Source organism: Bradyrhizobium sp. HKCCYLS3013, assembly GCF_051167615.1.
Classification (GTDB): Bacteria; Pseudomonadota; Alphaproteobacteria; order Rhizobiales; family Xanthobacteraceae; genus Bradyrhizobium.
Map to the genome: position 1 here is coordinate 46,670 of NZ_JBNPTK010000011.1, position 22,650 is coordinate 69,319.

The 22,650-nt window shown below is 66.5% G+C and carries 18 protein-coding genes, 1 pseudogene and 1 riboswitch; of the genes and pseudogenes, 9 read left to right on the forward strand and 10 right to left on the reverse strand.

The genetic code is table 11. From position 1 onward, the window contains the following. Nucleotides 1-105: 105 nt before the first annotated feature. Nucleotides 106-299, forward strand: a riboswitch (FMN riboswitch). Between the two features lie 77 nt (nt 300-376). The 8 genes from ACQR1F_RS20030 (at nt 377) to ACQR1F_RS20065 (ending at nt 10,263) form a co-directional block, all read left to right on the forward strand. Continuing rightward, nucleotides 377-982, forward strand: a complete 606-nt coding sequence (locus tag ACQR1F_RS20030; RefSeq protein WP_315803257.1) for a 6,7-dimethyl-8-ribityllumazine synthase — start codon at nt 377-379, stop codon at nt 980-982. A 296-nt stretch (nt 983-1,278) separates the two neighbouring features. Beyond that, nucleotides 1,279-2,487, forward strand: a complete 1,209-nt coding sequence (locus ACQR1F_RS20035) for an MHYT domain-containing protein (RefSeq protein ID WP_316177536.1) — start codon at nt 1,279-1,281, stop codon at nt 2,485-2,487. Between the two features lie 328 nt (nt 2,488-2,815). Then, nucleotides 2,816-3,679: an FAD binding domain-containing protein gene (locus ACQR1F_RS20040; RefSeq protein WP_434913707.1), complete on the forward strand. Its 864-nt coding sequence runs from the start codon at nt 2,816-2,818 to the stop codon at nt 3,677-3,679. A gap of 285 nt (nt 3,680-3,964) precedes the next feature. Beyond that, entirely contained in the window at nt 3,965-4,465 is a 501-nt protein-coding gene (locus ACQR1F_RS20045; protein ID WP_008961550.1) for a (2Fe-2S)-binding protein, read from the forward strand. Further along, nucleotides 4,462-6,882: an aerobic carbon-monoxide dehydrogenase large subunit gene (locus ACQR1F_RS20050; protein ID WP_434913708.1), complete on the forward strand. Its 2,421-nt coding sequence runs from the start codon at nt 4,462-4,464 to the stop codon at nt 6,880-6,882. The genes ACQR1F_RS20045 and ACQR1F_RS20050 overlap by 4 nt, the downstream gene beginning before the upstream one ends. A gap of 279 nt (nt 6,883-7,161) precedes the next feature. Continuing rightward, nucleotides 7,162-8,031, forward strand: coding sequence for an AAA family ATPase (locus ACQR1F_RS20055; RefSeq protein WP_316217521.1), 870 nt, complete (start codon nt 7,162-7,164; stop codon nt 8,029-8,031). Beyond that, complete coding sequence (locus ACQR1F_RS20060) at nt 8,028-9,233, forward strand: vWA domain-containing protein (RefSeq protein ID WP_316217520.1); 1,206 nt, start codon at nt 8,028-8,030, stop codon at nt 9,231-9,233. Before ACQR1F_RS20055 ends, ACQR1F_RS20060 begins: the two co-directional genes overlap by 4 nt. A 214-nt stretch (nt 9,234-9,447) precedes the next feature. After that, nucleotides 9,448-10,263, forward strand: a complete 816-nt coding sequence (locus tag ACQR1F_RS20065; RefSeq protein ID WP_434913709.1) for an XdhC family protein — start codon at nt 9,448-9,450, stop codon at nt 10,261-10,263. A 6-nt stretch (nt 10,264-10,269) separates the two neighbouring features. On the opposite strand, the gene ACQR1F_RS20070 is transcribed toward ACQR1F_RS20065, so the two are convergent. From ACQR1F_RS20070 to ACQR1F_RS20090, 5 genes are all read right to left on the reverse strand, one after another. Beyond that, a complete protein-coding gene (locus ACQR1F_RS20070) occupies nt 10,270-11,364 on the reverse strand; it encodes an HWE histidine kinase domain-containing protein (RefSeq protein ID WP_434913710.1) in 1,095 nt (364 codons plus the stop codon). Nucleotides 11,365-11,637: 273 nt separating this feature from the next. Further along, nucleotides 11,638-12,462, reverse strand: coding sequence for a carbohydrate ABC transporter permease (locus tag ACQR1F_RS20075; RefSeq protein WP_434840237.1), 825 nt, complete (start codon nt 12,460-12,462; stop codon nt 11,638-11,640). After that, nucleotides 12,459-13,394, reverse strand: a complete 936-nt coding sequence (locus ACQR1F_RS20080) for a carbohydrate ABC transporter permease (protein ID WP_434913711.1) — start codon at nt 13,392-13,394, stop codon at nt 12,459-12,461. Before ACQR1F_RS20080 ends, ACQR1F_RS20075 begins: the two co-directional genes overlap by 4 nt. Further along, nucleotides 13,391-14,710 (reverse strand): ABC transporter substrate-binding protein, encoded by a 1,320-nt coding sequence (locus ACQR1F_RS20085; protein WP_434913712.1) that lies wholly within the window; start codon nt 14,708-14,710, stop codon nt 13,391-13,393. The genes ACQR1F_RS20080 and ACQR1F_RS20085 overlap by 4 nt, the downstream gene beginning before the upstream one ends. Nucleotides 14,711-14,834: 124 nt before the next feature. Continuing rightward, nucleotides 14,835-16,064 (reverse strand): benzoate/H(+) symporter BenE family transporter, encoded by a 1,230-nt coding sequence (locus ACQR1F_RS20090; protein ID WP_434913713.1) that lies wholly within the window; start codon nt 16,062-16,064, stop codon nt 14,835-14,837. 241 nt (nt 16,065-16,305) lie between these two features. On the opposite strand from ACQR1F_RS20090, the pseudogene ACQR1F_RS20095 reads away from it, so the two are divergent. Further along, nucleotides 16,306-16,836, forward strand: a pseudogene (locus tag ACQR1F_RS20095) (REP-associated tyrosine transposase). A gap of 1,052 nt (nt 16,837-17,888) precedes the next feature. On the opposite strand, the gene ACQR1F_RS20100 reads toward ACQR1F_RS20095, so the two are convergent. The 5 genes from ACQR1F_RS20100 to lgt all read right to left on the reverse strand — a co-directional run bounded on the left by ACQR1F_RS20100 (nt 17,889) and on the right by lgt (nt 22,536). Next, on the reverse strand, nt 17,889-18,842 hold the full coding sequence (locus ACQR1F_RS20100; protein WP_315803270.1) for a ribose-phosphate pyrophosphokinase: 954 nt from the start codon (nt 18,840-18,842) through the stop codon (nt 17,889-17,891). Nucleotides 18,843-19,028: 186 nt separating this feature from the next. Next, nucleotides 19,029-19,661: a hypothetical protein gene (locus ACQR1F_RS20105; protein WP_316177552.1), complete on the reverse strand. Its 633-nt coding sequence runs from the start codon at nt 19,659-19,661 to the stop codon at nt 19,029-19,031. Between the two features lie 126 nt (nt 19,662-19,787). After that, on the reverse strand, nt 19,788-20,534 hold the full coding sequence (gene pgeF, locus ACQR1F_RS20110; protein ID WP_434913772.1) for a peptidoglycan editing factor PgeF: 747 nt from the start codon (nt 20,532-20,534) through the stop codon (nt 19,788-19,790). A 20-nt stretch (nt 20,535-20,554) separates the two neighbouring features. Continuing rightward, nucleotides 20,555-21,682 carry a class I SAM-dependent methyltransferase gene (locus ACQR1F_RS20115; protein WP_434840239.1) on the reverse strand — a complete coding sequence of 376 codons (1,128 nt, stop codon included), beginning with the start codon at nt 21,680-21,682 and terminating at the stop codon, nt 20,555-20,557. After that, on the reverse strand, nt 21,679-22,536 hold the full coding sequence (gene lgt / locus ACQR1F_RS20120) for a prolipoprotein diacylglyceryl transferase (RefSeq protein WP_315803274.1): 858 nt from the start codon (nt 22,534-22,536) through the stop codon (nt 21,679-21,681). Before lgt ends, ACQR1F_RS20115 begins: the two co-directional genes overlap by 4 nt. Nucleotides 22,537-22,650: the final 114 nt, after the last annotated feature.

Sequence of the window (22,650 nt, forward strand, 5' to 3'; positions counted from 1 at the left end):
GCCGCGGGCGACTGCATGGCCGCCCGTCGCGGACTGCGGGCGTGAGGCCTTGCCGCAGCCGCCGGCCGCCTGCATAGTTCGTTCAGGCCGTCCATCCCGGGCGGCCGATGTTCTCAGGGCGGGGCGAAATTCCCCACCGGCGGTAAGCGTTCCCGGTCGAGTGCGAGCCCGCGAGCGCCTTCTCGGCAAGGCTCGGTCTGGAGAATTCTGTTCTCCGGAACGCGCCGCGCAGAGAAGGGTCAGCAGATTCGGTGCGATTCCGAAGCCGACGGTCACAGTCCGGATGAAAGAGAACGGGTCCCGGCACCCCGCGCATGTCAGCGTGGGGGCGTCGTCGTTCCGTATGCCCTGATTCTGGTCTCTGACGAGGATAACCATGAATCAGATGTTGCAAGACGCGCCTACCGATACTCCCACCGACACCCTCACCGCAGCTACGTCGCCGCCGGCGGACATGCCGGCCGCGTCGCCGCCCGACGAGTCGCCACCGGCGCCGTCGCATCCGCGCTTCAGCAAGCCGCAGCGCATAGCCTTCGTGCAATCGGCCTGGCATCGCGACGTCGTCGCCGAATGCCGGGTGGCGTTCCTCGACGAGATCGAAGCACGGAATATCCCGCGCGACCGCGTCGACATCTTCGAGGTGCCGGGCTCGTTCGAGATCCCGCTGCATGCGCAGTTGCTGGCGAAGACGCGGCGCTACACCGCGATCGTCGCGGCCGGTCTCGTCGTCGACGGCGGCATCTACCGCCACGAGTTCGTCGCCGACACCGTCATCAAGGCGCTGATGGACGTTCAATTGCGCACCGAGGTGCCGGTGTTCTCCGCGGTGCTGACGCCGCAGCAATTCCACGAGACGCAGGCGCATTTCGAGTTCTTCCGCAAGCACTTTGCGACCAAGGGCATCGAGGTGGCGACCGCCTGTGCCGAGACCTTGCTGAGCCTGGAGCGGCTGCGCGGCCAGGTCGCGGCGGGGATCATCTGAGGCTGACGACGTGTGGCCGGTTGACGCCGGCCACACCTGATTCGACGTTCGAACTCAGCTCTCACCGCGACGGCAGTCGGCTCCCCTCCCCGCAAGGAGGAGGGGAGCCCACCGCCGTTGCGGTAAGAGTCCCGCATCTCACAGTCGCGGAAGGGTCGCTAGGCGCTCAGCGCTCACGCAACCCCAGCGACATCACGCCCCCTCCCGCTCCCCGCCTTGTGTTGTCAATTTCCTCGCCGCACCTGTAAAACATCCGCGGGAGGAGGCTGGCCCGTGGCGACGGGCGGCCGGCAAGGATGATCGAAGGATACGATCCTTATCTCGTCGCGCTCTCGGTCGTGATCGCGAGCCTGGGTGGCTATACCGGTTTCAGTCTCACCGCGCGCATCCGCAGCGGGCCGGGAGAGAACGCGCGCGTGCTGCTGTCCGGCGCCGCCGGCATTCTGGCCGTGGGCATCTGGACCATGCATTTCGTGGGCATGATGGCGGCGCCGCTGCCGGCCGATGCCGTCTATCTGGTGCTGCCGACCATCATCTCGTTCCTGATCTGCGCGCTCGTGATCGGCATCTCGCTGTTCTTCGTCAGCATCGGCGATCCCTCGCCCCGGCGCGTCGTTCCTTCCGCGCTGCTGCTCGGCGCCGGCATCGCCAGCATGCATTATGTCGGCATGCACGGCCTGTCCGGCTCGTTCGGGCTGACGCATGATCCGGCGCTGGTGGCGCTGTCGGTGGCGATTGCGATCGGCGCCGCCTATGGCGGCCTGCGCATCTTCCTGGCGCGGCAGGACGGCCTGCGGCTCGCCATCAGTGCGGTTGCGTTCGGCATCGCCGTGTCCGGCATGCATTACACGGCGATGCTGGGAATGCATGTCGTGCCGATGGGCGAGGGACATCATCACGCCGCACCAGGACTTGCTGCGTCGCCGCAAGCGCTCGCGATCGTCGTCGCCGTGCTGTGCTTCGTCATCGCCGCCGGATTTTTGCTGTCGCTGGTGCCGGACCCGCGCCGTCAATCGCAGCCCATGCCGGCCGTTGCCGAGGCTGCGCCTCAATTGGCGCCGGAACCGGCCGCGCCGGCGGCCGAGTCGGTGGTCGAGGTCGCCGCCATGAGCCGGGCAACGGCCGCGCCGCTGGGGGGCATAGGCCAGCCGCCGCGCGCGACCGCGGCGCGATTGCCGCTGGAGGGCGCCAACGGCACCCATTTCATCGATGCCGGGGACGTGCGCAGCGTGCGCGCCGATGCGCACTACACCCGGATCCACGACGGCACCCGCGAGCGGATGTGCCCCTGGTCGATCTCCGAGGCTGAGGCGCAGCTCGATCCCGGCCGCTTCATCCGCGTGCACCGCAGCCACATCGTCGCGATCGAGCATGTGATCTATGTCGGCCGGGAGGGCGAGGGCGCGATCATCGAGCTCGATGGCCCCTCGAAGCCGCGCGTGCCGGTGAGCCGCGCCAAGGTCGCCGAGGTCAAGGCGCGGCTCGGGCTGCGGCGGCCGGCCTGAGCTCAGCGTTCATTTCGCGGCCGCAACAGAGCGCCGCCATTCTTCGCAACGCATCCAACACCGGGCGCGCGTCTCGCGCGGCCGCGCATGCCGTCACTCGCGCGATTGGGTCGCGCTCGCTGACGCAATTCGTGCGCGGCCAGCCGCATTTCGTGCGATTTCGCCGCTCTCCGTGCCGGCTTCGTTGCGCGGCCGGCTGTCACGATCGACGCTCCGCGCCAATCCGCGATGCGTCCGCGTTCGCACTTCGCTCTCGCAGCACGAACGCCCGCCGCAACAACGCGACGGCCTTGCCGGCAAGGCAGGCCAGCACAGGAGAGGACACGTCATGATTCCTGGCCCGTTCGACTATCACCGGCCGGCGAGCGTCGGCGATGCGATCAAGCTGCTCGCCGACCTCGGCGACGATGCGCGCCCCCTCGCGGGCGGCCACAGCCTGCTGCCAATGATGAAGCTGCGGCTGGCGACGCCAGCTCATCTGATCGATCTGCACGGCATCGCCGGCCTCAAGGGCATCCGCCGCGAGGGCGAACGCATCGTCATCGGCGCGATGACCACGCAGGCCGAGCTGCTGGCGTCGGCCGATATCGGCGCGGCGCTGCCGATCCTGCACGAGACCGCGCTGTCGATCGCCGATCCGCAGGTGCGCTACCGCGGCACGCTCGGCGGCAACGTCGCCAATGGTGATCCCGGCAACGACATGCCGGCGCTGATGCTGGCGCTGGACGCGACCTACCGGCTCGAAGGTCCGAACGGCGCCCGCGAGGTCGCCGCGCGGGAGTTCTACCAGGGGGCCTATTTCACCGCGCTGGAGCCGGGCGAGATCCTGACTGGTGTGAGCATTCCCGTTCCACCCGCGGGACACGGCTATGCCTATGATAAGCTGAAGCGCAAGGTCGGCGACTACGCGACCGCCGCGGCGGCCGTCGTGTTGACCATGGCCGGCGGCAAGGTGGCGAGCTGCGTGATCGCGCTCACCAATCTGCACGAGACGCCGCTGCTCGCGACCGACGCGGCGAACGCCGTGATCGGCACGGCGCTCGACGATGCCGCGCTAAAGGCCGCCGCGACGGCGGCGCGCGCGATCATGCAGCCGGCGTCCGATGCGCGCGGCCCGGCCGAGTACCGCAAGCATGTCGGTGGCATCATGGTGATGCGCGCCCTGCAGCGCGCGGCGAGCCGGGCGAAGTAGCCGCGTTTGCTGACGCCGCGGCCCCGCACGCGGTGCAACCTCGCCATGCGGCGAGCTCTCTCATCTCCCTCCCCCCTTGTGGGGGAGGGGCGGGGAGGGGGGTAGCCCCAGGCGAGACTGCCGCCGTGGACCCCCACCCGCAGCCGAAGCTTTGCTTCGGCGTTCTTCAAAAAAGCCGGCCGCGAATGCGGCCGGTTGCCCTCCCCGCAAGGGGGAGGGGAGCGCATCGAGATCGCGGCTGGTAGCTCGGCCGAAAATTCAAAGACGTTCTTCAGGGAGCACCGAATGCCCAAAACCCACGTCACGATGAAGGTGAACGGCAGCGAGGTCGAAGGCCTCGCGGAGCCGCGAACGCTTCTGGTCCATTTCCTGCGCGAGCAGGCGCAGCTCACCGGCACGCATATCGGCTGCGAGACCAGCCATTGCGGCGCCTGCACTGTTGATATCGACGGCATGAGCGTGAAGAGCTGCACCATGCTCGCGGTGCAGGCCAATGGCGCCGAGATCACCACGATCGAGGGCATGGCCAATGCCGACGGCACCTTGTCGCCGCTGCAGGAAGGCTTCCGCATGATGCACGGACTGCAATGCGGCTTCTGCACGCCCGGCATGATTTTGCGCGCGCATCGGCTGTTGAAGGAGAATCCGCAGCCGACGGAAGCCGAGATCCGCGCCGGCATCTCCGGCAACATCTGCCGCTGCACCGGCTATCAGAACATCGTCAAGGCGATCCAATACGCCGCCGCCAAGATCAACGGCGTGGAATTCCAGGAGGCCGCGGAATGAACGACATGACTCCCACGCGGGAACAACGCGAAGCCGCCCTCGAAGGCATGGGCTGCCGGCGCAAGCGCGTCGAGGACATTCGCTTCACGCAAGGCAAGGGCAACTACGTCGATGACGTCAAGCTGCCTGGCATGCTGCACGGCGACTTCGTGCGCTCGCCGCATGCGCATGCGCGGGTGAAGGCGATCCACACCGAGGAGGCGCTGAAGGTGCCGGGCGTGCTGGCGGTCATCACCGCCGAGACGCTGAAGACGGTCAACCTCGCCTGGATGCCGACCTTGGCCGGCGACGTGCAGATGGTGCTCGCCGACGGCAAGGTGCTGTTCCAGAACCAGGAGGTCGCGTTCGTCGTCGCGACCGACCGCTACGCCGCCGATGACGGCGTCTCCAAGGTGGTCGTCGAGTACGAGCCGCTGGCGGTGCTGGTCGATCCGTTCAAGGCCATGGACCCGGACGCTCCCGTTTTGCGCGAGGACCTCGCCGGCAAGACCTCTGGCGCACACGGCCCGCGCAAGCATCACAATCACATCTTCGAATGGAGCGTCGGTGACAAGGAGCTGACCGACGCGGCGTTCAAGAAGGCGGATGTGACGATCAAGGAGATGATCTCCTATCACCGCACCCATCCGTCGCCGCTCGAGACCTGCCAGTGCGTCTGCTCGTTCGACAAGATCAAGGGCGAGCTGACGATCTGGGGCACGTTCCAGGCGCCGCATGTCATCCGAACCGTGGTGTCGCTGATCGCGAAACTCCCCGAGCAGAAGATCCACGTCATCGCGCCCGACATCGGCGGCGGCTTCGGCAACAAGGTCGGCGCCTATCCCGGCTACATCTGCGCCGCCGTCGCCTCCATCGTGACGGGCAAGCCGGTGAAATGGGTCGAGGACCGCATCGAGAATCTGACCGCCACCGCGTTCGCGCGCGACTATCACATGACCACGGAGATCGCGGCGACCAAGGACGGCAAGGTCACCGGCCTGCGCGTCCATGTGCTCGCCGACCACGGTGGCTTCGACGCCTGCGCCGACCCGTCGAAATGGCCGGCCGGCTTCTTCAACATCGTCACCGGCTCCTACGACTTCCCGGTCGCGCATCTCGCGGTCGATGGCGTCTACACCAACAAGGCACCGGGCGGCGTCGCCTATCGCTGCTCGTTCCGCGTCACCGAGGCGGCCTATTGCATCGAGCGCGGCATGGACATTCTCGCGCAGAAGCTCGGCATGGACCCGGCCGAGCTGCGGCTGAAGAATTTCGTCAAGCCGGAGCAGTTTCCCTATCACTCGGCGCTCGGCTGGGAATACGATTCCGGCGACTATCACACCGCCATGCGCAAGATGATGGAGAGCGTGGACTACGCGGGGCTGCGCAAGGAGCAGGCCGAGAAGCGCGCCGCGTTTAAGCGCGGCGAGACCCGCGAGATCATGGGCATCGGCGTCTCCTTCTTCACCGAGATCGTCGGCGCCGGTCCGTCGAAAAATTGCGACATCCTGGGCATCGCGATGTTCGACTCCTGCGAGATCCGCCTGCACCCGACCGGAGCCGGCATCGCGCGGATGGGCACCAAGAGCCAGGGCCAGGGCCACGAGACGACCTGGGCGCAGATCATCGCCAGCGAGATCGGCATACCCGCCGATAACATCATGGTCGAGGAGGGCAACACCGACACCGCGCCTTACGGCCTGGGCACCTACGGCTCGCGCTCGACGCCGGTCGCGGGTGCTGCGATCGCGATGGCGGCGCGCAAGATCAAGGCGAAGGCGCAGATGATCGCGGCCTACAAGCTCGAGGTCCACGAGGACGATCTCGAATGGGACATCGACGGCTTCCGGGTCAAGGGCCTGCCCGAGAAGGCGATGTCGATGAAGGACATCTGCTGGGCGGCCTACAACTCCGTGCCGCCGGGCATGGAGCCGGGGCTGGAGGCGGTGAGCTACTATGATCCGCCCAACATGACCTATCCGTTCGGCGCCTATCTCTGCGTGATGGACATCGACGTGGATACCGGCGTGTACAAGGTCCGGCGCTTCTACGCGCTGGACGATTGCGGCACCCGCATCAACCCGATGATCATCGAGGGCCAGGTGCATGGCGGCCTCACCGAAGCCTTCGCCATCGCGATGGGGCAGGAGATCCGCTACGATGCCGAGGGCAATGTCGTGACCGGTTCGTTCATGGACTTCTTCATGCCGACCGCGGTCGAGACGCCGCATTGGGAGACCGACTTCACGGTCACGCCCTCGCCGCATCATCCGATCGGCGCCAAGGGCGTCGGCGAAAGCCCCAATGTCGGTGGCGTGCCGGCGTTCTCCAACGCGGTGAACGACGCGTTCTCGTTCCTCGGCGCGACGCACATCCAGATGCCCCACGACTTCTGGCGCAACTGGCAGGCCGCGAAGAATTTGGGCGCGGTTGCATAGACGAAGTCCAAGAGCACCTTCGTCATTGCGAGGCGCGAAGCGACGAAGCAATCCAGAGTCCCGTCCATCACCCTGGATTGCCTCGCTCCGCTCGCAATGACGCCGAGAGAGACGGCGCTGTAACCGCATCGCCGGTGCGCTCCCCTCCCCCTTGCGGGGAGGGGTCGGGGGTGGGGTCTCCGGCGGCAGTCTCGCGCGGGGCACCCCCCTCCCTAACCCTCCCCCACAAGGGGGGAGGGAACACACCGACTTCGCGGCGAGATCGAGAAACAAACCGGTATGAAAACCCGCGACGACATCGCCCGATCTCTCGCCGCCTGCGGCTATATCGCCGACGGCGAGCTGGCGACCGCGATCGCGCTGATGCAGCTGTTGAAGCGGCCGCTGCTGCTGGAGGGGGAAGCCGGCGTTGGCAAGACCGAGGTCGCCAAGGCGCTCGCCTGCGTGCACGGCACCGAGCTGATCCGTCTGCAATGCTATGAAGGCCTCGACCAGAGCTCCGCGCTCTACGAGTGGAACTACCAGCGCCAGCTGCTGGCGATCGAGGCGCATCGCGGCCAGCCGGACACCATCGAGGATCAGATCTTCTCCGAGAAATATCTGCTCGAGCGGCCGCTGCTGGCGGCGATCCGCCGCGCCAAGCCGCCGGTGCTGCTGATCGACGAGATCGATCGCGCCGACGACGAGTTCGAGGCGTTCCTGCTGGAGCTGCTGTCCGACTTCCAGGTCTCGATCCCCGAGCTCGGCACCATCAAGGCGATCAGCATTCCGCATGTGGTGCTGACCTCGAACGGAACCCGTGAGCTATCGGATGCGCTGCGCCGGCGCTGCCTCTACCACTACGTCGACTATCCCGATGTCGACCGCGAGGCGCGCATCATCCTGACCAGGATCGACGGTGCCTCCGCCTCGCTCGCCCTGCAGATCGCGCGCATGGTCGAATCCCTGCGCAAGGAGGAACTGCGCAAGGTGCCCGGCGTCGCCGAGACGCTGGACTGGGCGGCGGCACTGGTCGGGCTCGACGTACGCGATCTCAAGGACCAGCCGGAGATGGTGCATGACACCTTGATGTGCCTGCTCAAGACGCATGAGGACCGCGCGCGCATCACCCGCGAGGTCGCGGCGCGGCTGTTGGGGAAGGTCGCATGAGCTGCTGTGGCGCCACACCCGACCACGAGGACATGGACGCGGTGGCGCGGCTCGTCGCGGGCCGTCTCGGTGCGTTTCTCAAGACGCTGCGCGACAACGGCTTTGCGGTCGGCCTGGCGGAAGGGCAGGACGCGGCGGCAGTGATGCGTGCGGGCTATGCCGATAAGCCCGGCCTGCTGCGCTCGGCGTTCAAGCATCTGTTTTCGGCGCGCAAGAGCGAGTGGGATCGCTTCGACGGCCTGTTCGACGCCTTCTGGCTCGGCAGGCGCGTGCGCTCGCGCTCACTGGTCTCCGGCTCGACGGCGAGAGCGAACAGCCCGTCCCTGAAGAGTCTGCAGGATACGAATGCCGCTCAGCCGGAGCCTCACGGCGCGACCGATCAGATTCCCTCTGACGAAACCCCGCGCGACGCGGGCGGCGAGGGCGTGCGCGAAGGCGCCTCGCGCGTCGCCGCCATCAGCGATACCGACTTCCGCAAGCTCGCCGATCCCGACCAGGTCGCGCTGGCGCATGAGGCCGCGGCGCGGCTCGCCAAGGCGATGCGGACGCGATTGACCCGGCGTGATCAGCAGCGGAAGTCGGGCGAGCGGCTCGACCTGCGCCGCACCATCCACCGCAATATCAGCCATGGCGGCGTGCCGATTGCGCTGGTGCACCGGCGACGCAAGCACAAGCCGTTGCGGCTGGTGGTGCTGCTCGACGCCTCCGGCTCGATGAGCCCCTACACCGCGGTGTTTCTGCGCTTCATCCACGGCGTGCTCGACGCCTTTCGCGAGGCCGAGGCCTTCCTGTTTCACACGAGGCTCGCCTACGTCTCCGACGCCATGAAGGAGAAGGACGCCGCGCGGGCGCTCGACCGTCTCTCGATGATGGCGCAGGGCGCCGGCGGCGGGACGCGGATCGGCGAGAGCCTGCAGACCTTCAATCGCTGGCACGCGCCGCGCGTCATCCATTCGCGGACCTGCGTGATGATCGTCTCCGACGGCTACGACACCGGTGATCCCGCCTTGCTCGGCCGTGAGATGGCACAGTTGAGCCGCCGCTGCCGCCGCATCGTCTGGCTCAATCCGATGCTCGGCTGGGACGGCTACGCGCCGGACGCACGCGGCATCAAGGCCGCGCTGCCGTTCGTCGATCTCTACGCGCCCGCGCATACGCTGAATTCGCTGGCCGCACTGGAGCCGTATCTGGCGAGGTTGTGAGGATGGCGAATAGCCTGATCGATCTGACCATAAGGCACTCTGCTACGGCATCGGCAGTGCGCTCCCTCCCCCCTTGTGGGGGAGGGCTGGGGAGGGGGGTACCACGGGCACCGGTGCCAGCCGCCCCCCTCCCTAGCCCTCCCCCACAAGGGGGGAGGGAACAGACTGCCCTCGCGGTTGCACCGCGCCTCTCACGACGACACAGGAGGCAATCATGACGGCAACTGTCGAACTGCTCGATCTCGCCGCGCAGCTCAAGGCCGCCGAGGAGAGCTTCGTGCTCGCCACTGTCGTCCGCACGGTGTCGGTGACCGCCGCGAAGGCCGGCGCCAAGGCGATCATCCGCCCCGACGGCAGCATCGTCGCGGGCTGGATCGGCGGCGGCTGCGCCCGCGGCGCGGTGCTGAAGGCGGCGCGTGAGGCGCTCGCCGACGGCATCCCTCGCATGGTCTCGGTGCAGCCTGAGAACCTGCTCGCCGAGCTCGGCGTCAAGCCGGGCGAAACCAAGGAAGGCGTGCGCTTCGCCGCCAACATGTGCCCGAGCAAGGGCACCATGGATATCTTCGTCGAGCCGGTGCTTCCGCATCCCGCGCTGGTCATTCTCGGCGCGAGCCCGGTCGCGGTCGCGCTCGCCGCGCAGGCCCGGCCGCTCGGCTATCACGTGACGCTGGCGGCGCCGGCGTCCGATCTCGTCACGACACCGCAGGCCGATGTGCTGATCGATGGCTTCGCGCTAGGCCAACCGGCCGGGAGCAGCCGCTTCGTGGTCGTGTCGACGCAAGGCAAGGGCGACGAGGCGGCGTTGCGCGCCGCGCTCGCCTGCGATGCGGCCTACCACGCCTTCGTCGGCAGCCGCCGCAAGATGGACAGCCTGCGCGACAAGCTGATCAAGGACGGCATCGACGCCGGGCTGCTCGACAAGGTCAAGGCGCCGGCCGGGCTCGATCTCGGCGCCATCACGCCGGAGGAGATCGCGATGTCGATCCTGGCCGAGATCACGCAGGTGCGCCGGCGCGGCCAGCGCGGCTGAATTCCGTCATGGCGCGAGCGGCAGGTCGAACGAGACCCTGAGCCCATCCGGCGCGAAGTCGCGCGTGACCTCGCCCTTCAGCGCGGCGCCGAGAATGCGCTCGAACAGCAGCGAGCCGAAGCCGTTGCTCGCAGGTGGGGAGACCTGCGGCCCGCCGTTCTCCTCCCAGGACAGCTTGAGCTGTCCGTCGGCATGGGTCCAGCTCAGCGTCACCTGTCCTGCATCGTTCGACAGCGCGCCGTATTTCACCGCGTTGGTGACGAGCTCGTGCAGCCCCATCGACAGATACAGCGCGACGCCCGGCGCAAGCGGCACGGCCGGGCCGTCGACCGCGACACGGTCGCCTTGCAGCGGCGCCAGCTCGGCGCAGACCAGCTCATCGAGCGCGATCGCCTCCCGGCCGCGATCCAGCGCCAGCGCGTGGCTGCGCGTCAGCGCGGCAATGCGGCCGCGCAGCACCTCGCCGAACTCGGCCAGCGCCGAATCGGCGCGGATGCTGAGCGCGATCACGCTGTCGACCAACGCCAGCGTGTTCTTGACACGGTGATTGAGCTCATGGACGAGCACGCGATGATGCTGCTCGACCGTGCGCCGCCGCGCATTCTCGGTGCGCAGCGCGATCTCGTCCATCACGATCTCGCTGAGCTCGGTGAGCTGGGCGATGTCGTCGTCGCTCCACGGCCGCGGCTCGTGATCGATGGCGCAGAGCGCGCCGATCACCTCGCCGCTCGGCAGCCGCAGGGGGACGCCGAGATAGGCGATCACGCCGAGAACCGGCACCGCGAGATTGTCCCTCACCAGCGGATGCTCGTTGGCGTCGCTGATCACCAGCGGCTGCGCCGAGGTCACGACGTGCTGGCAGAAGGAGTGGCTGAGCGGCGTCTCGCGCAGCGACGCCCACGGCTCGCACAGGCCGACCGAGCTCTTGAAGAACTGCCGGTCGCGATCCACCAGCGCGATGATCGCCGCCGGGGCCTGCAGCAGCCGCGAGGTCAAACGGGTGACGCGATCGAAGCCCGGCTCCGGCGGCGAGTCGAGCAGCTCGGTCTGCAACAGGGCAGTCAATCGGTCTGGCGCGGAGGCGTCGCGATCGGACGTCATGCAGCTTTCGTCGGTCTGGCGTTCAGCCGGTGATGGATTGCACGACGGGCCGGGCGGAGCGCAAATCCGGAGCCGGTCGATCGTGCGGCGCAGTGGTATTCGGCTGGAACGAAGCCGGCACGGAGACGAGATGAAACCGTCAACGCGGTCACCGCCGCGCCGCAGGCGCGGGGCGAATCCCGGTTCCACGCAGGTAACCAAGTGGCAGACTATGGCCTGACCAAGGCAAGTTTGGCATTCCGTCGCGGTTCTCTTTGGTATGCATTATACCCGTCAGCCGCCCTTGACCGCACCCGCCGTCAGGCCGGCCACGATCTGCCGCTGCGCGAACACGGTCAGCAGCAGCACCGGCAGGGTCACGATCAGCGCGGCCGCCGCGAGCGGCCCCCAGGAGAGCTGATCGAACGAGATCATGTTGTAGACCGCGACCGGCAGGGTGCGGGTCTCGCGCCCGGCCAGCACGATGCCGAACACGAAATTATTCCAGGAGAAGATCACCGCGAGGATGAAGGCGACGGCGAGGCCGGGCTTCGCCACCGGCAATGCCACGTGACGGAAAATCTGCCAGCGCGTCGCGCCATCGATACGTGCGGCTTCCTCGAGCTCAATCGGCGTGGTCTCGAAATAGCCGATCATGATCCAGATCACGATCGGCACGGTGACGACGAGATGGATGATGATCTGCGGCCACAGCGTGCCGAGCAGGCCGAGCCACTGGAACAAGAGGAACAGCGGGATCAGATAGGACAGGCCCGGCGTGATGCGCGCGATCAGGATCACGATCGCCGATTTGTGCGCGGCCATGCGGGCGATGCCGTAGCCGGCGGGCACGCCGACCAGCATCGCCAGCGCCGTCGCGCCGCCGGTCACCAGCAGGCTGTTCCTGAAGTAGGTGAAGAAGCGGTTGGACGACAGCACGTCGGCATAGTTCTTCCAGGCGAAATGCTCCGGCCAGAACACCGGCGGATAGGCGGCGTTGTCGACCTCGAACTTCACCGACAGCGAGATCATCCAGAGGAAGAACAGGATCGCCGGGGAGACGATGAGGAATACGCCGAGCGCAAGGGCGAGCCGGCCGAGGATGGTCTGCGCGCTCATGTGTCGCTCCCCAGCGCATTCCACTGCGCGCGCCGGCGCAGCACCAGCAACAGTGCGGTCAGCGCCACGATCAGCGCGAAGAACACCACCGCGATCGCCGAGGCATAGCCGAGGTCGTAATAGACGAAGGCGACGCTGTAGAGATAGAGGTTGATGGTCTCCGACGCCGAGCCGGGCCCGCCTTGCGTGATCGCGAAGATGATGTCGAAGCTCTTGATCGCGTCGATGGCGCGGATCATCGCGGCGATGAACAGGAACGGCATGATCAGCGGCAGGGTGATGTAGCGGAACATCTGCCAGGTGCTGGCGCCGTCGATCTGTGCGCTCTCGTAAGGTTCGGTCGGCAGCGAGGCGATGCCGCCGAGCACGATCAGCATCACCAGCGGCGTCCATTGCCAGGTCTCGACCAGCACCAGCGACGGAATCACGGTGGCCGGATGGAACACCCAGAGCTGCGGCGGCAGGCCGACGAGCGACAAGAGATAGTTCAGGATGCCGAGCTGCGGGTGGAACATCATCGTCCACACCAGCGCGATCGCGACCGGTGTCGCCATCATCGGCATGATGAACAGCGCGCGCAACAGCCCGCGTCCGGGGAAACGCGCATGGAAGATCACCGCCGCGAAGGTGCCGAGCACCAGCGGCAGCAGCACGGAGAGCGCCGTGTAGGACAGCGTGTGTCCCACCGACTCGACGAAGCGCGGGTCGGCCGGCAGCCGGGCATAGTTCGACAGCCAGACGAAAGTCGTGGGCGAACCGACCTTCCACTCCTGGAAGCTCATCCAGATCGTGAACAGCCAGGGAAAGATGATGACCGCGAGCACGGTCACCAGCGCCGGGACCACGAACGGCCAGTACGACGGCGGCCGCAACGCACGTTCCGGCGCAGCGGCCTCCGCCGCCGCGCCGGCCTGTTCGACGATCGTGCTCACGCTTTCTCGCTGCGCTCCAGGATCGGGCGGAACTGCTCGTGCGCCTTCTTCAGCTCGGTCGCGGGATCGGCGCCCGACAGCGTGGCGGTCAGCGCCGCGCCGACGAGATCGCGGAATTCGGCGACCGGGATGATCACGGGCAGGCCGAGCTTGCTGATCTTGCCGGAGTCGATCGCCGACTGCAGCCACTCCTTCGGCATCTTCACGCCGCCCTGGACCCCGGGGTCGTTGAGCACCGAGTTGCGGAACGGCACGCCGCCGCCGGCCTGCACCAGGCGGGCGCCCTGCGGCTTCGAGACCAGCCACTGGCACAGCAGCCAGGCGGCTTCCTTGTTCTTGCTCGCCGCCGCGATGCCGATGCCGTCGCCATAGGTCGCCGAGTACTGTCCCTTCGGTCCGGCGGGCACCACGGTGTAGCCGACCTTGCCGACGATGCGCGAGGCGTTGGGGTCCTCAAGCGGCGGCGCCCAGCCGACGCCGTCGATCCACATCGCCGAGCGCCCTTGCGTGAACGAGGCCATCGACTCCATCCAGTTGAAGCCGGCCACGCCCGGAGGCGCGCAGGTCGTCAGCAGCTTCTGGTACAGCTTGGTGGCCTCGATGGCTTCCGGGCCGTCGGTCAGGATGTTGCCCTTGGCGTCCAGGAACTCGCCGCCATAGTTGAGGAAGAAGTTCGTCCACAACGTCATGTTGGCGTTGCGCAGGCCGCGACCGACGAAGCCGAACGTGCCGTCCTTGGCATCAGTGAGCTTCTGTGCCGCCGTGACCATCTCGTCGAGCGTCTTCGGCACCTCGACGCCCTTCTTCGCGAACAGCTCCTTGTTGTAGTAGAGGATGAAGTAGTCCACCGACCACGGCAGCGAGAACATGCGGCCCTTGTCGTTGCTGGCGTAACTCAGGCCGGCGGCGGAGAAATCGCTCTGCACGAGGTCCGGCGCGGTGAGGTTCGGATCCTTCATCATGTCGGTGATGTCGGCGAGCCAGCCGGCCTTCTCGAACTGCCGCTTCTGCACGTGATAGCTGAGATGGACGACGTCGAAGCTCGGCTTGCCCGACGACAGTTCGATCACGACCTTCTGCCGCTGCTGCTGCTCCGGGATTTGCTCGGATTCCACCTCGATGCCGGTCAGTGCGGTGAATTCCTTGATGTTCTTCTGCAGATTGTCGCCGCGCGGCCCCTTGGCGAGGATCACCTCGAGCCTGGTGCCGGCATATTTCTTCCACTGCGGCTCCGACCAGGCGGGCTGGCCGGTAAGCGCAAGCGCGCCTGCTGCTGCCGTACCCGCAAGCATGTTGCGGCGCGTGATCGCGGTCATCATATCCTCCCAGAAGACTTTTTGTTTGGTCGTGAAGTGTAGCGCGATCCAGCGACGCTGCAACAGCATGGTGCCCGTTCGGCTGGGGATGCGACGACAGCGCGTGGTGCGCCGCGGCAATCCGTTATGCGCCCGATGCGGCGGTGAAATCCGCCCGCTCCAGCAGCCACGAGATTGCAAAGCCTGCCACGAGTCCCCAGAACGCCGCGCCGATATTGAGCAGGGGCACGTCGGCCACGGTGACGAGGAAGGCGATCAGCGCGCCGAGGGAGAAGTTGGTCCTGAACGCGGTCACGAACGCGGTCTGCAGCACGCGCAGCATGGCGAGGCCCGCCAGCGCGGTGATCAATGATTTCGGCGCGATCAGCAGCAGCGTGGTGAAGGTCGGCGCCAGCAGGCCGAAGCCGAGCGCCAGCACGCCGACGACCATCGCCGCGGTATAGTGGCGCTTGCGCTCGCCGCCGGAGACGACGATGGCGTTGGTCGGTCCGGTCAGGCAGGTCGACACGCCGCCCACCATCGCCGCGAGCGCCGAGCCGATGCCACAGGCGACGGTCACCACATTGACCGGCGGCTTGTGGCCGGCAGCGGTCAGCACCGCAAAGCCCTGGCCGTTCTGCACCACCAGCACGGTGACCGCGAGCGGCACGATCAGCTCGATCATGGCCGCGAGCGACCAGGATGGCGTCGGGATCACCGGATGGATCAGCGCGATCTGCAGCGAGGCATTCTGATCATACTTGCCGAACAGGAGAGCCGCGAGCGTGCCGACGACGAGCGCGCCGATGATCGGCGGGCAGCGCCGGCCCAGCGCAGGGAGTGCGGTCAGCAGCAGCCAGAGCACGACCATCGGCCCGGCGATGGCGAAGTCGGTGAACACGGCGCGGACGAGATCGAGGCCGAAGCGCAGGAATACGCCAGCGACCATGCCCATCACGATCGGCATCGGCACCAGTTGCATCGCGCGCTTGACCCAGCCGGTGAGCCCGAGCACCAGCATCAACAGCGCGGTGCCGTAGAAGGCGCCGACCACCTGCGGGAAGCTCAGATGCGTCAGCGACTGGCCGACCAGGACGGTGCCCGGAATGGTCCAGAACAGCACCAACGGCTCGCGATAGCGCCACGACAGCGCAAGCGTGATCAGCCCGTTGATGAAGAACACGCCGAAGATCCACGACGCGATCTCCTGCGACAGCCCGCCATTGGCGCCGACCGACAGGATGATGGCGACCGGCCCGGTAATCGCGAACAGCCAGCCGATGAAGCCGTGCGAGGCATACAGCGGGCCGAAATCGCTGATGATCTGGCCGAGGCCGGGCGGCGGGGCCGCGGGGCGTTCGATGGCGCTGAACATGGAGGGGCGGGGCTCGGTGTGTGTTCTTGTTGTTGTCCTTGGCGTCGTAGGGGATGTTTTGGCCGAACGGGACGAGCTGTGCAAGGCGTTGGGCTGATCGGCGGATTACGCTGCGCTAATCCGCCCTACGGGTTTTGAGCGTAGGGCGGATTAGGCGAAGCCGTAATCCGCCGCAAATCTTGAATCCATACATCCTCAGCGAGTAGGCTTACGTCGGTCATCTCGACGCGGACCATGCTCCATGCCCAACTATCGACGCGCATTCGTTCCGGGCGGATCCTGGTTCTTCACCGTGAACCTTCTCGACCGACGTCAAGCTCTGCTGATCGAGCACATCGACGTCCTGCGGTCTGCCGTCGCCGCTACCAGGCGCCGTTTTCCATTCGAAATCGATGCCTTCGTCGTCATGCCGGATCATCTTCATGCGGTCTGGACTTTGCCTCCCGAAGATGCGGATTTTTCAACGCGTTGGCGCTTGATCAAAAGCCGTTTCGCACGAGCGCTTCCAAAGACGGAGTACCTCAGCGCCGCTCGGATAGCGAACCAGGAACGCGGCATCTGGCAGCGCCGGTTTTGGGAGCATCTCATTCGCGACGAGGAAGATTATGCCCGGCACGTGGAGTATTGTTACATCAATCCGGTGAAGCATTCGCCTGGTAAGTCGAGTGGAGGACTGGCCGCATTCGTCCTTCCACCGAGACGTGCGTGAAGGAGTATTTCCGCAGATTGGGCTGGCGATGTCGATGTGAACGGGACTTACGGCGAGCGTTGACCGGATCAGGCTGTCTTGAAACTCTCGCGCTGGACAACGGCGGATTACGCTGCGCTAATCCGCCCTACGGGTTTGAGCGTAGGGCGGATTAGGCGAAGCCGTAATCCGCCGCGTCTCTCCGCGTCAGTGTCCGTTCGGTCCAGCGCGTGCCCGTCGCCCAAATCACGCTTCTCTCCGCAAATCCTGTCCAGCCCTTCGGATAAAAATAAATCGCTGGAGGTTTCGCAAAATCAGCAGTATGGTCCCGCTCGTTCCGTTGCGTCGGAAGGGGACGTATCGCGGTCGTCACGGACGTCGGCAGCGGAATGCGATGGGCGGGTCGGGTCGCAGCGTGGCGGATGCCGCGCCGACGAACGATCCGGCACGCACGGTCAAGTCGCACGGTCCTGACACCCCGACGCTGGTGTCACGCCTGTGCCGGCGCTCACGCGCCGCGCGGGCAACGGTGGCCAGAAAGCCCGGTGCACCGGGGAGACTGCGAAGCAGCCGTAAAGCCATCGCGCAGGGAGGGCCGGGTGTGTTCGGCCAGACCTGTGGTACCTGCCGCCTGCATTTTTTTCGCAGGCGGGCCACGGGCGCGGCCAGCGCCCGGCCTTCCTTGCGCCCTCCACCAAGAGGGCGATGCTGTGATCAAAGCTCGGACGCAACACGCGCCGCGAGATCGCGGAGGCTTATGCGGAAGGCCTGTCGGATATTGTCCTGATGAAAGATACCACAGGCGTCATTGCGAGCGGAGAGAAGCAATCCAGGATCCTTCAGAGGAGGCAGTCTGGATTGCTTCGTCGCTGCGCTCCTCGCAATGACGGGAGTGTGGGGCAGGCCCTTTGCCCAAACACCAGCGTCATCGCCCGGCTTGCCGCCTTCGCTGAAGCTGCGGCGCGCCCAAAGTGCTCTTGGCCGCGTCAAAGCCGAAGGCGAAGACGGGACCGGGCGATCCAGTAAAGGGAGATGGCTGTGATTGATCGAGGCGCCGCGGCGTACTGGATTCCCCGCTTTCGCGGGGAATGACAGTGGAATTTGATGATGACGTTCTTGCCGTACGAGAGACGATATCAGTCGAACAGGCTCGACACCGACTCTTCGGCAGCGGTTCGCCCGATCGCCTCGGCGATCAGCGGCGCGATCGGCAACGTGCGGATGTTCGGCGCGTTGCGGACGGCTTCGGTCGGCATGATGGAGTCAGTGATGACGAGCTCCTTCAGGCGCGAGGAGGTGATGCGGCTCGCCGCTCCACCGGAGAGCACGCCGTGGGTGATGTAGGCGTAGACGTCCTTGGCGCCGTGCTTGAGAAGCGCATCGGCCGCGTTCACCAGGGTGCCGCCGGAGTCGACGATGTCATCGACAAGGATGCAGGTGTGGCCGGAGACTTCGCCGATCACGTTCATGACCTCGGACTCGCCGGGACGCTCGCGGCGCTTGTCGACGATGGCGAGCGGCGTGTTGATGCGCTTGGCGAGGCCACGCGCGCGCGCCACGCCGCCGACGTCGGGCGATACGACCATGAGGTTGGAGAGATCGAACCGATCCTTGATGTCGCGCACCATCAGCGGCGAAGCATAGAGATTGTCGGCCGGGATGTCGAAAAAGCCCTGGATCTGCAAGGCATGCAGGTCGAGCGTCATGACGCGGTCGACGCCGGCATGGGTGATCAGGTTGGCGACGAGCTTGGCCGAGATCGGCGTGCGCGAGGCAGATTTTCGATCCTGCCGCGCATAGCCGAAATAGGGCACCACGGCGGTGATGCGGCGCGCGGAGGCGCGGCGCAGCGCATCGGTGATGATCAGGAGCTCCATCAGCAGGTCGTTCGCCGGATAGGACGTCGATTGAATGATGAAGACGTCGGAGCCGCGGACGTTCTCCTGGATCTCGACGAAGATCTCCATGTCGGCGAAGCGCCGAACCACCGCCTTCGTCAGCGGCAGCCCGAGCTCAGCGGCGATGCCGGCGGCGAGAGCCGGATTGGAGTTGCCGGCGACGAGTTTGATGGAGCCGTTCTTGGCCGACATCGTGAATTCTCCTCGCGTCTCGCTGGAGACCTTGTTCAGCATATCGGGCGATCCATGGAACCGGCAGTTTTGCACGGGCGAGGTGATATCAAGGACACCGCGCGCATGGCAACCCGCCGCAAGTGTTTTTCCCGGTCAAACGGCTGTTTTTCCCGGTCAAAAACGGCGCAAAATGCGCCTCCTTGCCTAACGGTCGGTGTAGCCGAGGGCCGCGACGCTGGTGCCGCCGGACGCCGGCGATGCGGGCTCGGCCACGGCGACCGCAGGGCCGCGGGTGGCCGGTGCCACCGGGGGCGCGCCGTCGACGGGCGCGGTGCCGTTCAGCATGTTCGAAAGTCCGCTGAAGCCGGCCTGCGCGATTTTCCGAAGCACCATGTCGTCGACATTGTTCCACGGATCGCGGCCGCCGCGTCCGACCGGCTCTTCGCCCGACAGCCGCAGCGCGCGCTGCTGATTGCGATCGTAGACGTCGAACACCCAGGCGATCACGCCCTTGCCGCCGACGACCTGGGCGGAGAGATAGGTGCGGACACGATACGCTGCAGGGGCCTCGCGCGACACGATGGCGAGGCTGCGCAGCTTGGACTCGCTGTCGAGCACGCTGACCATGCGGTCGAAGATTTGCGGCGGCGGGCCGTCGATCTGCTCGAAGGCGATCGTCGCGTTATCCGATGCAGGCGCCATCGCGTAGGCGTTGGACGGACCACCGCTGGTCGCGCAGCCGCCGAGCGCTGCAGCGGACGTGATCAGCAAAACGGCAACGCAGGCGTGCTGCGCAGCGCGGCTGATCCGTCGAAGTGGTGTCGGCGCTCCCCTCATCGTCGGGAGCGATATCGTTAAAATCGATTAACGTCTAGGTCGCGGCTGCCACAGATTGGGACAGAGTGCATTCAGTTGTACAGAAAGGGTTAAGCAATCCACATGCGGCCACAATCGCGCCCAGCTTCAGCCTTCGAGCATGATGGCATGGACGTGCCGGCCATAGTCCGGCTCGTTGCGATGGACCGAGCGGCGGTAACTGAAGAAGCGCTCGTCGACATAGGTGTCGAGGCCGATATCGTCGATCAGCAGCACGCCGGCGTTTTCCAGCCGCATCCGGATGAAGCCGGCCAGGTCGAACATCGCGTGGCCGTCGCGCGCCGACGGCAGGAAGAAGCGCGCGTGCTCGGCGTCGTCGTCGAGGAAGCGCGTGACGAACTCGGCGCCGACCTCGTAGCTCGGCTGGCGGATCAGGGGGCCGATCGCGGCAATGATCCGGCCGCGCTCTGCGCCGAGTTCCTCCATCGCCTGCAGCGTGGCTTCGAGCACGCCGGTGAGCGCACCTTTCCAGCCGGCATGCGCCGCGCCGATGACGCGCTTATGCGGGTCGACGAACAGGATCGGCCCGCAATCGGCCGTGGTGACGCCGATCGCGAGATTCGGCGTCGCGGTCACCAGCGCATCGGCCTTCGGCCTGACGGGGCTGTCCCAGGGCCCGGTCGCAACCACGACGTCGGGCGAATGGATCTGGTGCAGGCTGAGGAACTGGTCGGGCGCGACGCCGAGATGGGCGGCCATGCGGCGGCGGTTTTCCCGGACCTTCTCCGGCACGTCATGCGATCCGAGCCCGCCATTGAGGCCGGCATAGATGCCGTCGGAGACGCCGCCCTCGCGGGTGAAGAAGGCGTGGCGCAGGCCAGGGACCGCGGACATCACATCCGATGATACCAGCATCACGCGCCTCCCGTCTTCTCGTTGGTGTGCTCGTCGCTGATGCCCGCCAGCACCGGAATGGCCGGATCGGAGATGCCGAGCACCTTGAACAGCGACCCCATTCCGCCGCGGCCGCCGCCGGTCAGGCGCTTCAGCCCGCTCGCGATGTCCTCCGAGACTTCCGGCGAGGCCTTCTGCATCAGGGTCAGCGCGCGGGTTTCGATGCCGAGCCGCTGCAGGAACTCGCCCTGCGTGACCGGGCCGTGAACGCGCGCGCCGACGGCTTCCGCGGCCCGCGCCAGCGCGTCGAAATCGACATGGGCGGTGATGTCGGCAAGCCCCGGTGTCTTCAGGGGATCGGCGAAGCTATGACGGGCGATGGCCTGGAAGGTGTCGCCGACGTCGCTGCGCACATGGCCGTAATCGATGATGACGGCGGCGCCGCGCTGGTCGCGGATGCGCCTGGCGATGGCCATCATTTCCATGTTCGGCCGCCATTCGAAGATCGCGCCGGCCGGCGCGGCGCGCACCAGCGGCGGCAGCAGCAGCTCGAAGCCGGGCGTTGGATCCGCGGCCGCGCCGTAGACGAAGTTCTCCTCCTCGTCGAGCTCGACCACGCGCTCGTGCCAGCCGGTTTCGCGCCTGATCATCTGGTGGATCGGCAGCACGTCGAAATACTCGTTGGCGAAGATGACGCTGGGGCCCTCCGGCACCTCGTCGAAGCTCTCGTGCCAGTTGATGTTGCGCAGGCCGGTCAGCGTCGCCTTCTGCTTTTCGCGCAGGACAGGATTGACCTCGACCAGGTGGACCGAGATCGTCTGGTACAGCGGCGGCAGCACGCGCAGCGCCCGCAGGGCATCCGACATCATGGTGCCGCGGCCGGGTCCCAGCTCGATCAGCCGGAATTGCTGCGGCGATCCCGTCGCCTTCCAGATCGAGGCCGCCCACAGCCCGAGCAGCTCGCCGAACATCTGGCTCACTTCGGGGGCGGTGGTGAAGTCGCCCTCGCGTCCGAGCGGATCGCGCGAGACGTAGTAGCCGTGCTCCGGATGCATCAGGCACAGCTCCATGTAGCGCCAGACCGGCATCGGGCCGGATGCCTTGATCAGCCGCTTGATCTCGGTGTGGAGCGGAGAGGTTTCGATCACGGATTGGCCTGCAGCGGGGGAGTGGCTTGACGACTCTCAGGCCTGCGGAGCGCCCGCGCCACCAGGATGGCGCCGATGATCAGCATCGGCACCGACAGCACCATGCCCATGGTCAGGCCACCCCAGAGAAAGCCCAATTGCTTGTCGGGCTCGCGGAACAGCTCGCTGGTGATGCGCGCCACGCCGTAGAGGGTGATGAAGCTGCCGAGGATCAGGCCGGGCCGTTTCAGCGCGCCGAACCGGATCATGATCGCCAGCACGATGAACAGCACGATGCCTTCGAGGCCGGCCTCGTAGAGCTGGCTCGGATGGCGCGGGAGGTGGGTCGGATCGCGCGGGAAGATCATCGCCCAGGGAACGCTTGCATCGGCGGCACGGCCCCACAGCTCACCATTGATGAAATTGGCGATGCGGCCGAGCAGCAGGCCGATGGGCGCGACCGCGGTGGTGACGTCGCCGAGCGAGATGATCGGCAGGCCGTTGCGGCGGGCGAACCAGATCACGGCGAGCACACAGCCCATGAAGCCGCCATGAAACGACATGCCGCCGTTCCACAGTTGGAAGATCTCCAGCGGGTGCTCGATGAAGAACGGCAGGTTGTAGAACAGCACGTAACCGGTGCGGCCGCCGAGGATGATGCCGATCGTGACCCACAGGATGAAGTCGTCGAGCTGGACCAGCGACACCGGCGCCGGGCCGCCCCACAGCCGCTCTTTCTTGAGCAGCGAGCGCGCGTAGAGCCAGCCGATGACGATGCCGCAGATATAGGCCAGCGCGTACCAGCGGATCGCGAACGGGCCGATGGCGATCGCAACCGGATCGAACACGGGGAAATCGATGAGGAGAGGCGTCATTCACTGGCTTTCGTGGGCACGGCGTCCCGCTTCCGGAAGCCCGCGGGCGATGCGGGCTTCGAACGAGCTCCGCCACATGAACGGGCGCGGCGCGATGTGATCTCAGGGCTGCTC

Excerpts from the sequence above, each read along its gene's own strand:
- ACQR1F_RS20040 (WP_434913707.1), top strand. The coding sequence starts at position 2,816 with ATGATTCCTGGCCCGTTCGACTATCACCGGCCGGCGAGCGTCGGCGAT.
- ACQR1F_RS20070 (WP_434913710.1), bottom strand. The coding sequence starts at position 11,364 with ATGACGTCCGATCGCGACGCCTCCGCGCCAGACCGATTGACTGCCCTG.
- ACQR1F_RS20045 (WP_008961550.1), top strand. The coding sequence starts at position 3,965 with ATGCCCAAAACCCACGTCACGATGAAGGTGAACGGCAGCGAGGTCGAA.
- lgt (WP_315803274.1), bottom strand. The coding sequence starts at position 22,536 with ATGACGCCTCTCCTCATCGATTTCCCCGTGTTCGATCCGGTTGCGATC.
- ACQR1F_RS20105 (WP_316177552.1), bottom strand. The coding sequence starts at position 19,661 with ATGAGGGGAGCGCCGACACCACTTCGACGGATCAGCCGCGCTGCGCAG.
- pgeF (WP_434913772.1), bottom strand. The coding sequence starts at position 20,534 with ATGTCCGCGGTCCCTGGCCTGCGCCACGCCTTCTTCACCCGCGAGGGC.
- ACQR1F_RS20035 (WP_316177536.1), top strand. The coding sequence starts at position 1,279 with ATGATCGAAGGATACGATCCTTATCTCGTCGCGCTCTCGGTCGTGATC.
- ACQR1F_RS20050 (WP_434913708.1), top strand. The coding sequence starts at position 4,462 with ATGAACGACATGACTCCCACGCGGGAACAACGCGAAGCCGCCCTCGAA.
- ACQR1F_RS20060 (WP_316217520.1), top strand. The coding sequence starts at position 8,028 with ATGAGCTGCTGTGGCGCCACACCCGACCACGAGGACATGGACGCGGTG.
- ACQR1F_RS20085 (WP_434913712.1), bottom strand. The coding sequence starts at position 14,710 with ATGACCGCGATCACGCGCCGCAACATGCTTGCGGGTACGGCAGCAGCA.
- ACQR1F_RS20065 (WP_434913709.1), top strand. The coding sequence starts at position 9,448 with ATGACGGCAACTGTCGAACTGCTCGATCTCGCCGCGCAGCTCAAGGCC.
- ACQR1F_RS20075 (WP_434840237.1), bottom strand. The coding sequence starts at position 12,462 with ATGAGCGCGCAGACCATCCTCGGCCGGCTCGCCCTTGCGCTCGGCGTA.
- ACQR1F_RS20030 (WP_315803257.1), top strand. The coding sequence starts at position 377 with ATGAATCAGATGTTGCAAGACGCGCCTACCGATACTCCCACCGACACC.
- ACQR1F_RS20055 (WP_316217521.1), top strand. The coding sequence starts at position 7,162 with ATGAAAACCCGCGACGACATCGCCCGATCTCTCGCCGCCTGCGGCTAT.
- ACQR1F_RS20090 (WP_434913713.1), bottom strand. The coding sequence starts at position 16,064 with ATGTTCAGCGCCATCGAACGCCCCGCGGCCCCGCCGCCCGGCCTCGGC.
- ACQR1F_RS20100 (WP_315803270.1), bottom strand. The coding sequence starts at position 18,842 with ATGTCGGCCAAGAACGGCTCCATCAAACTCGTCGCCGGCAACTCCAAT.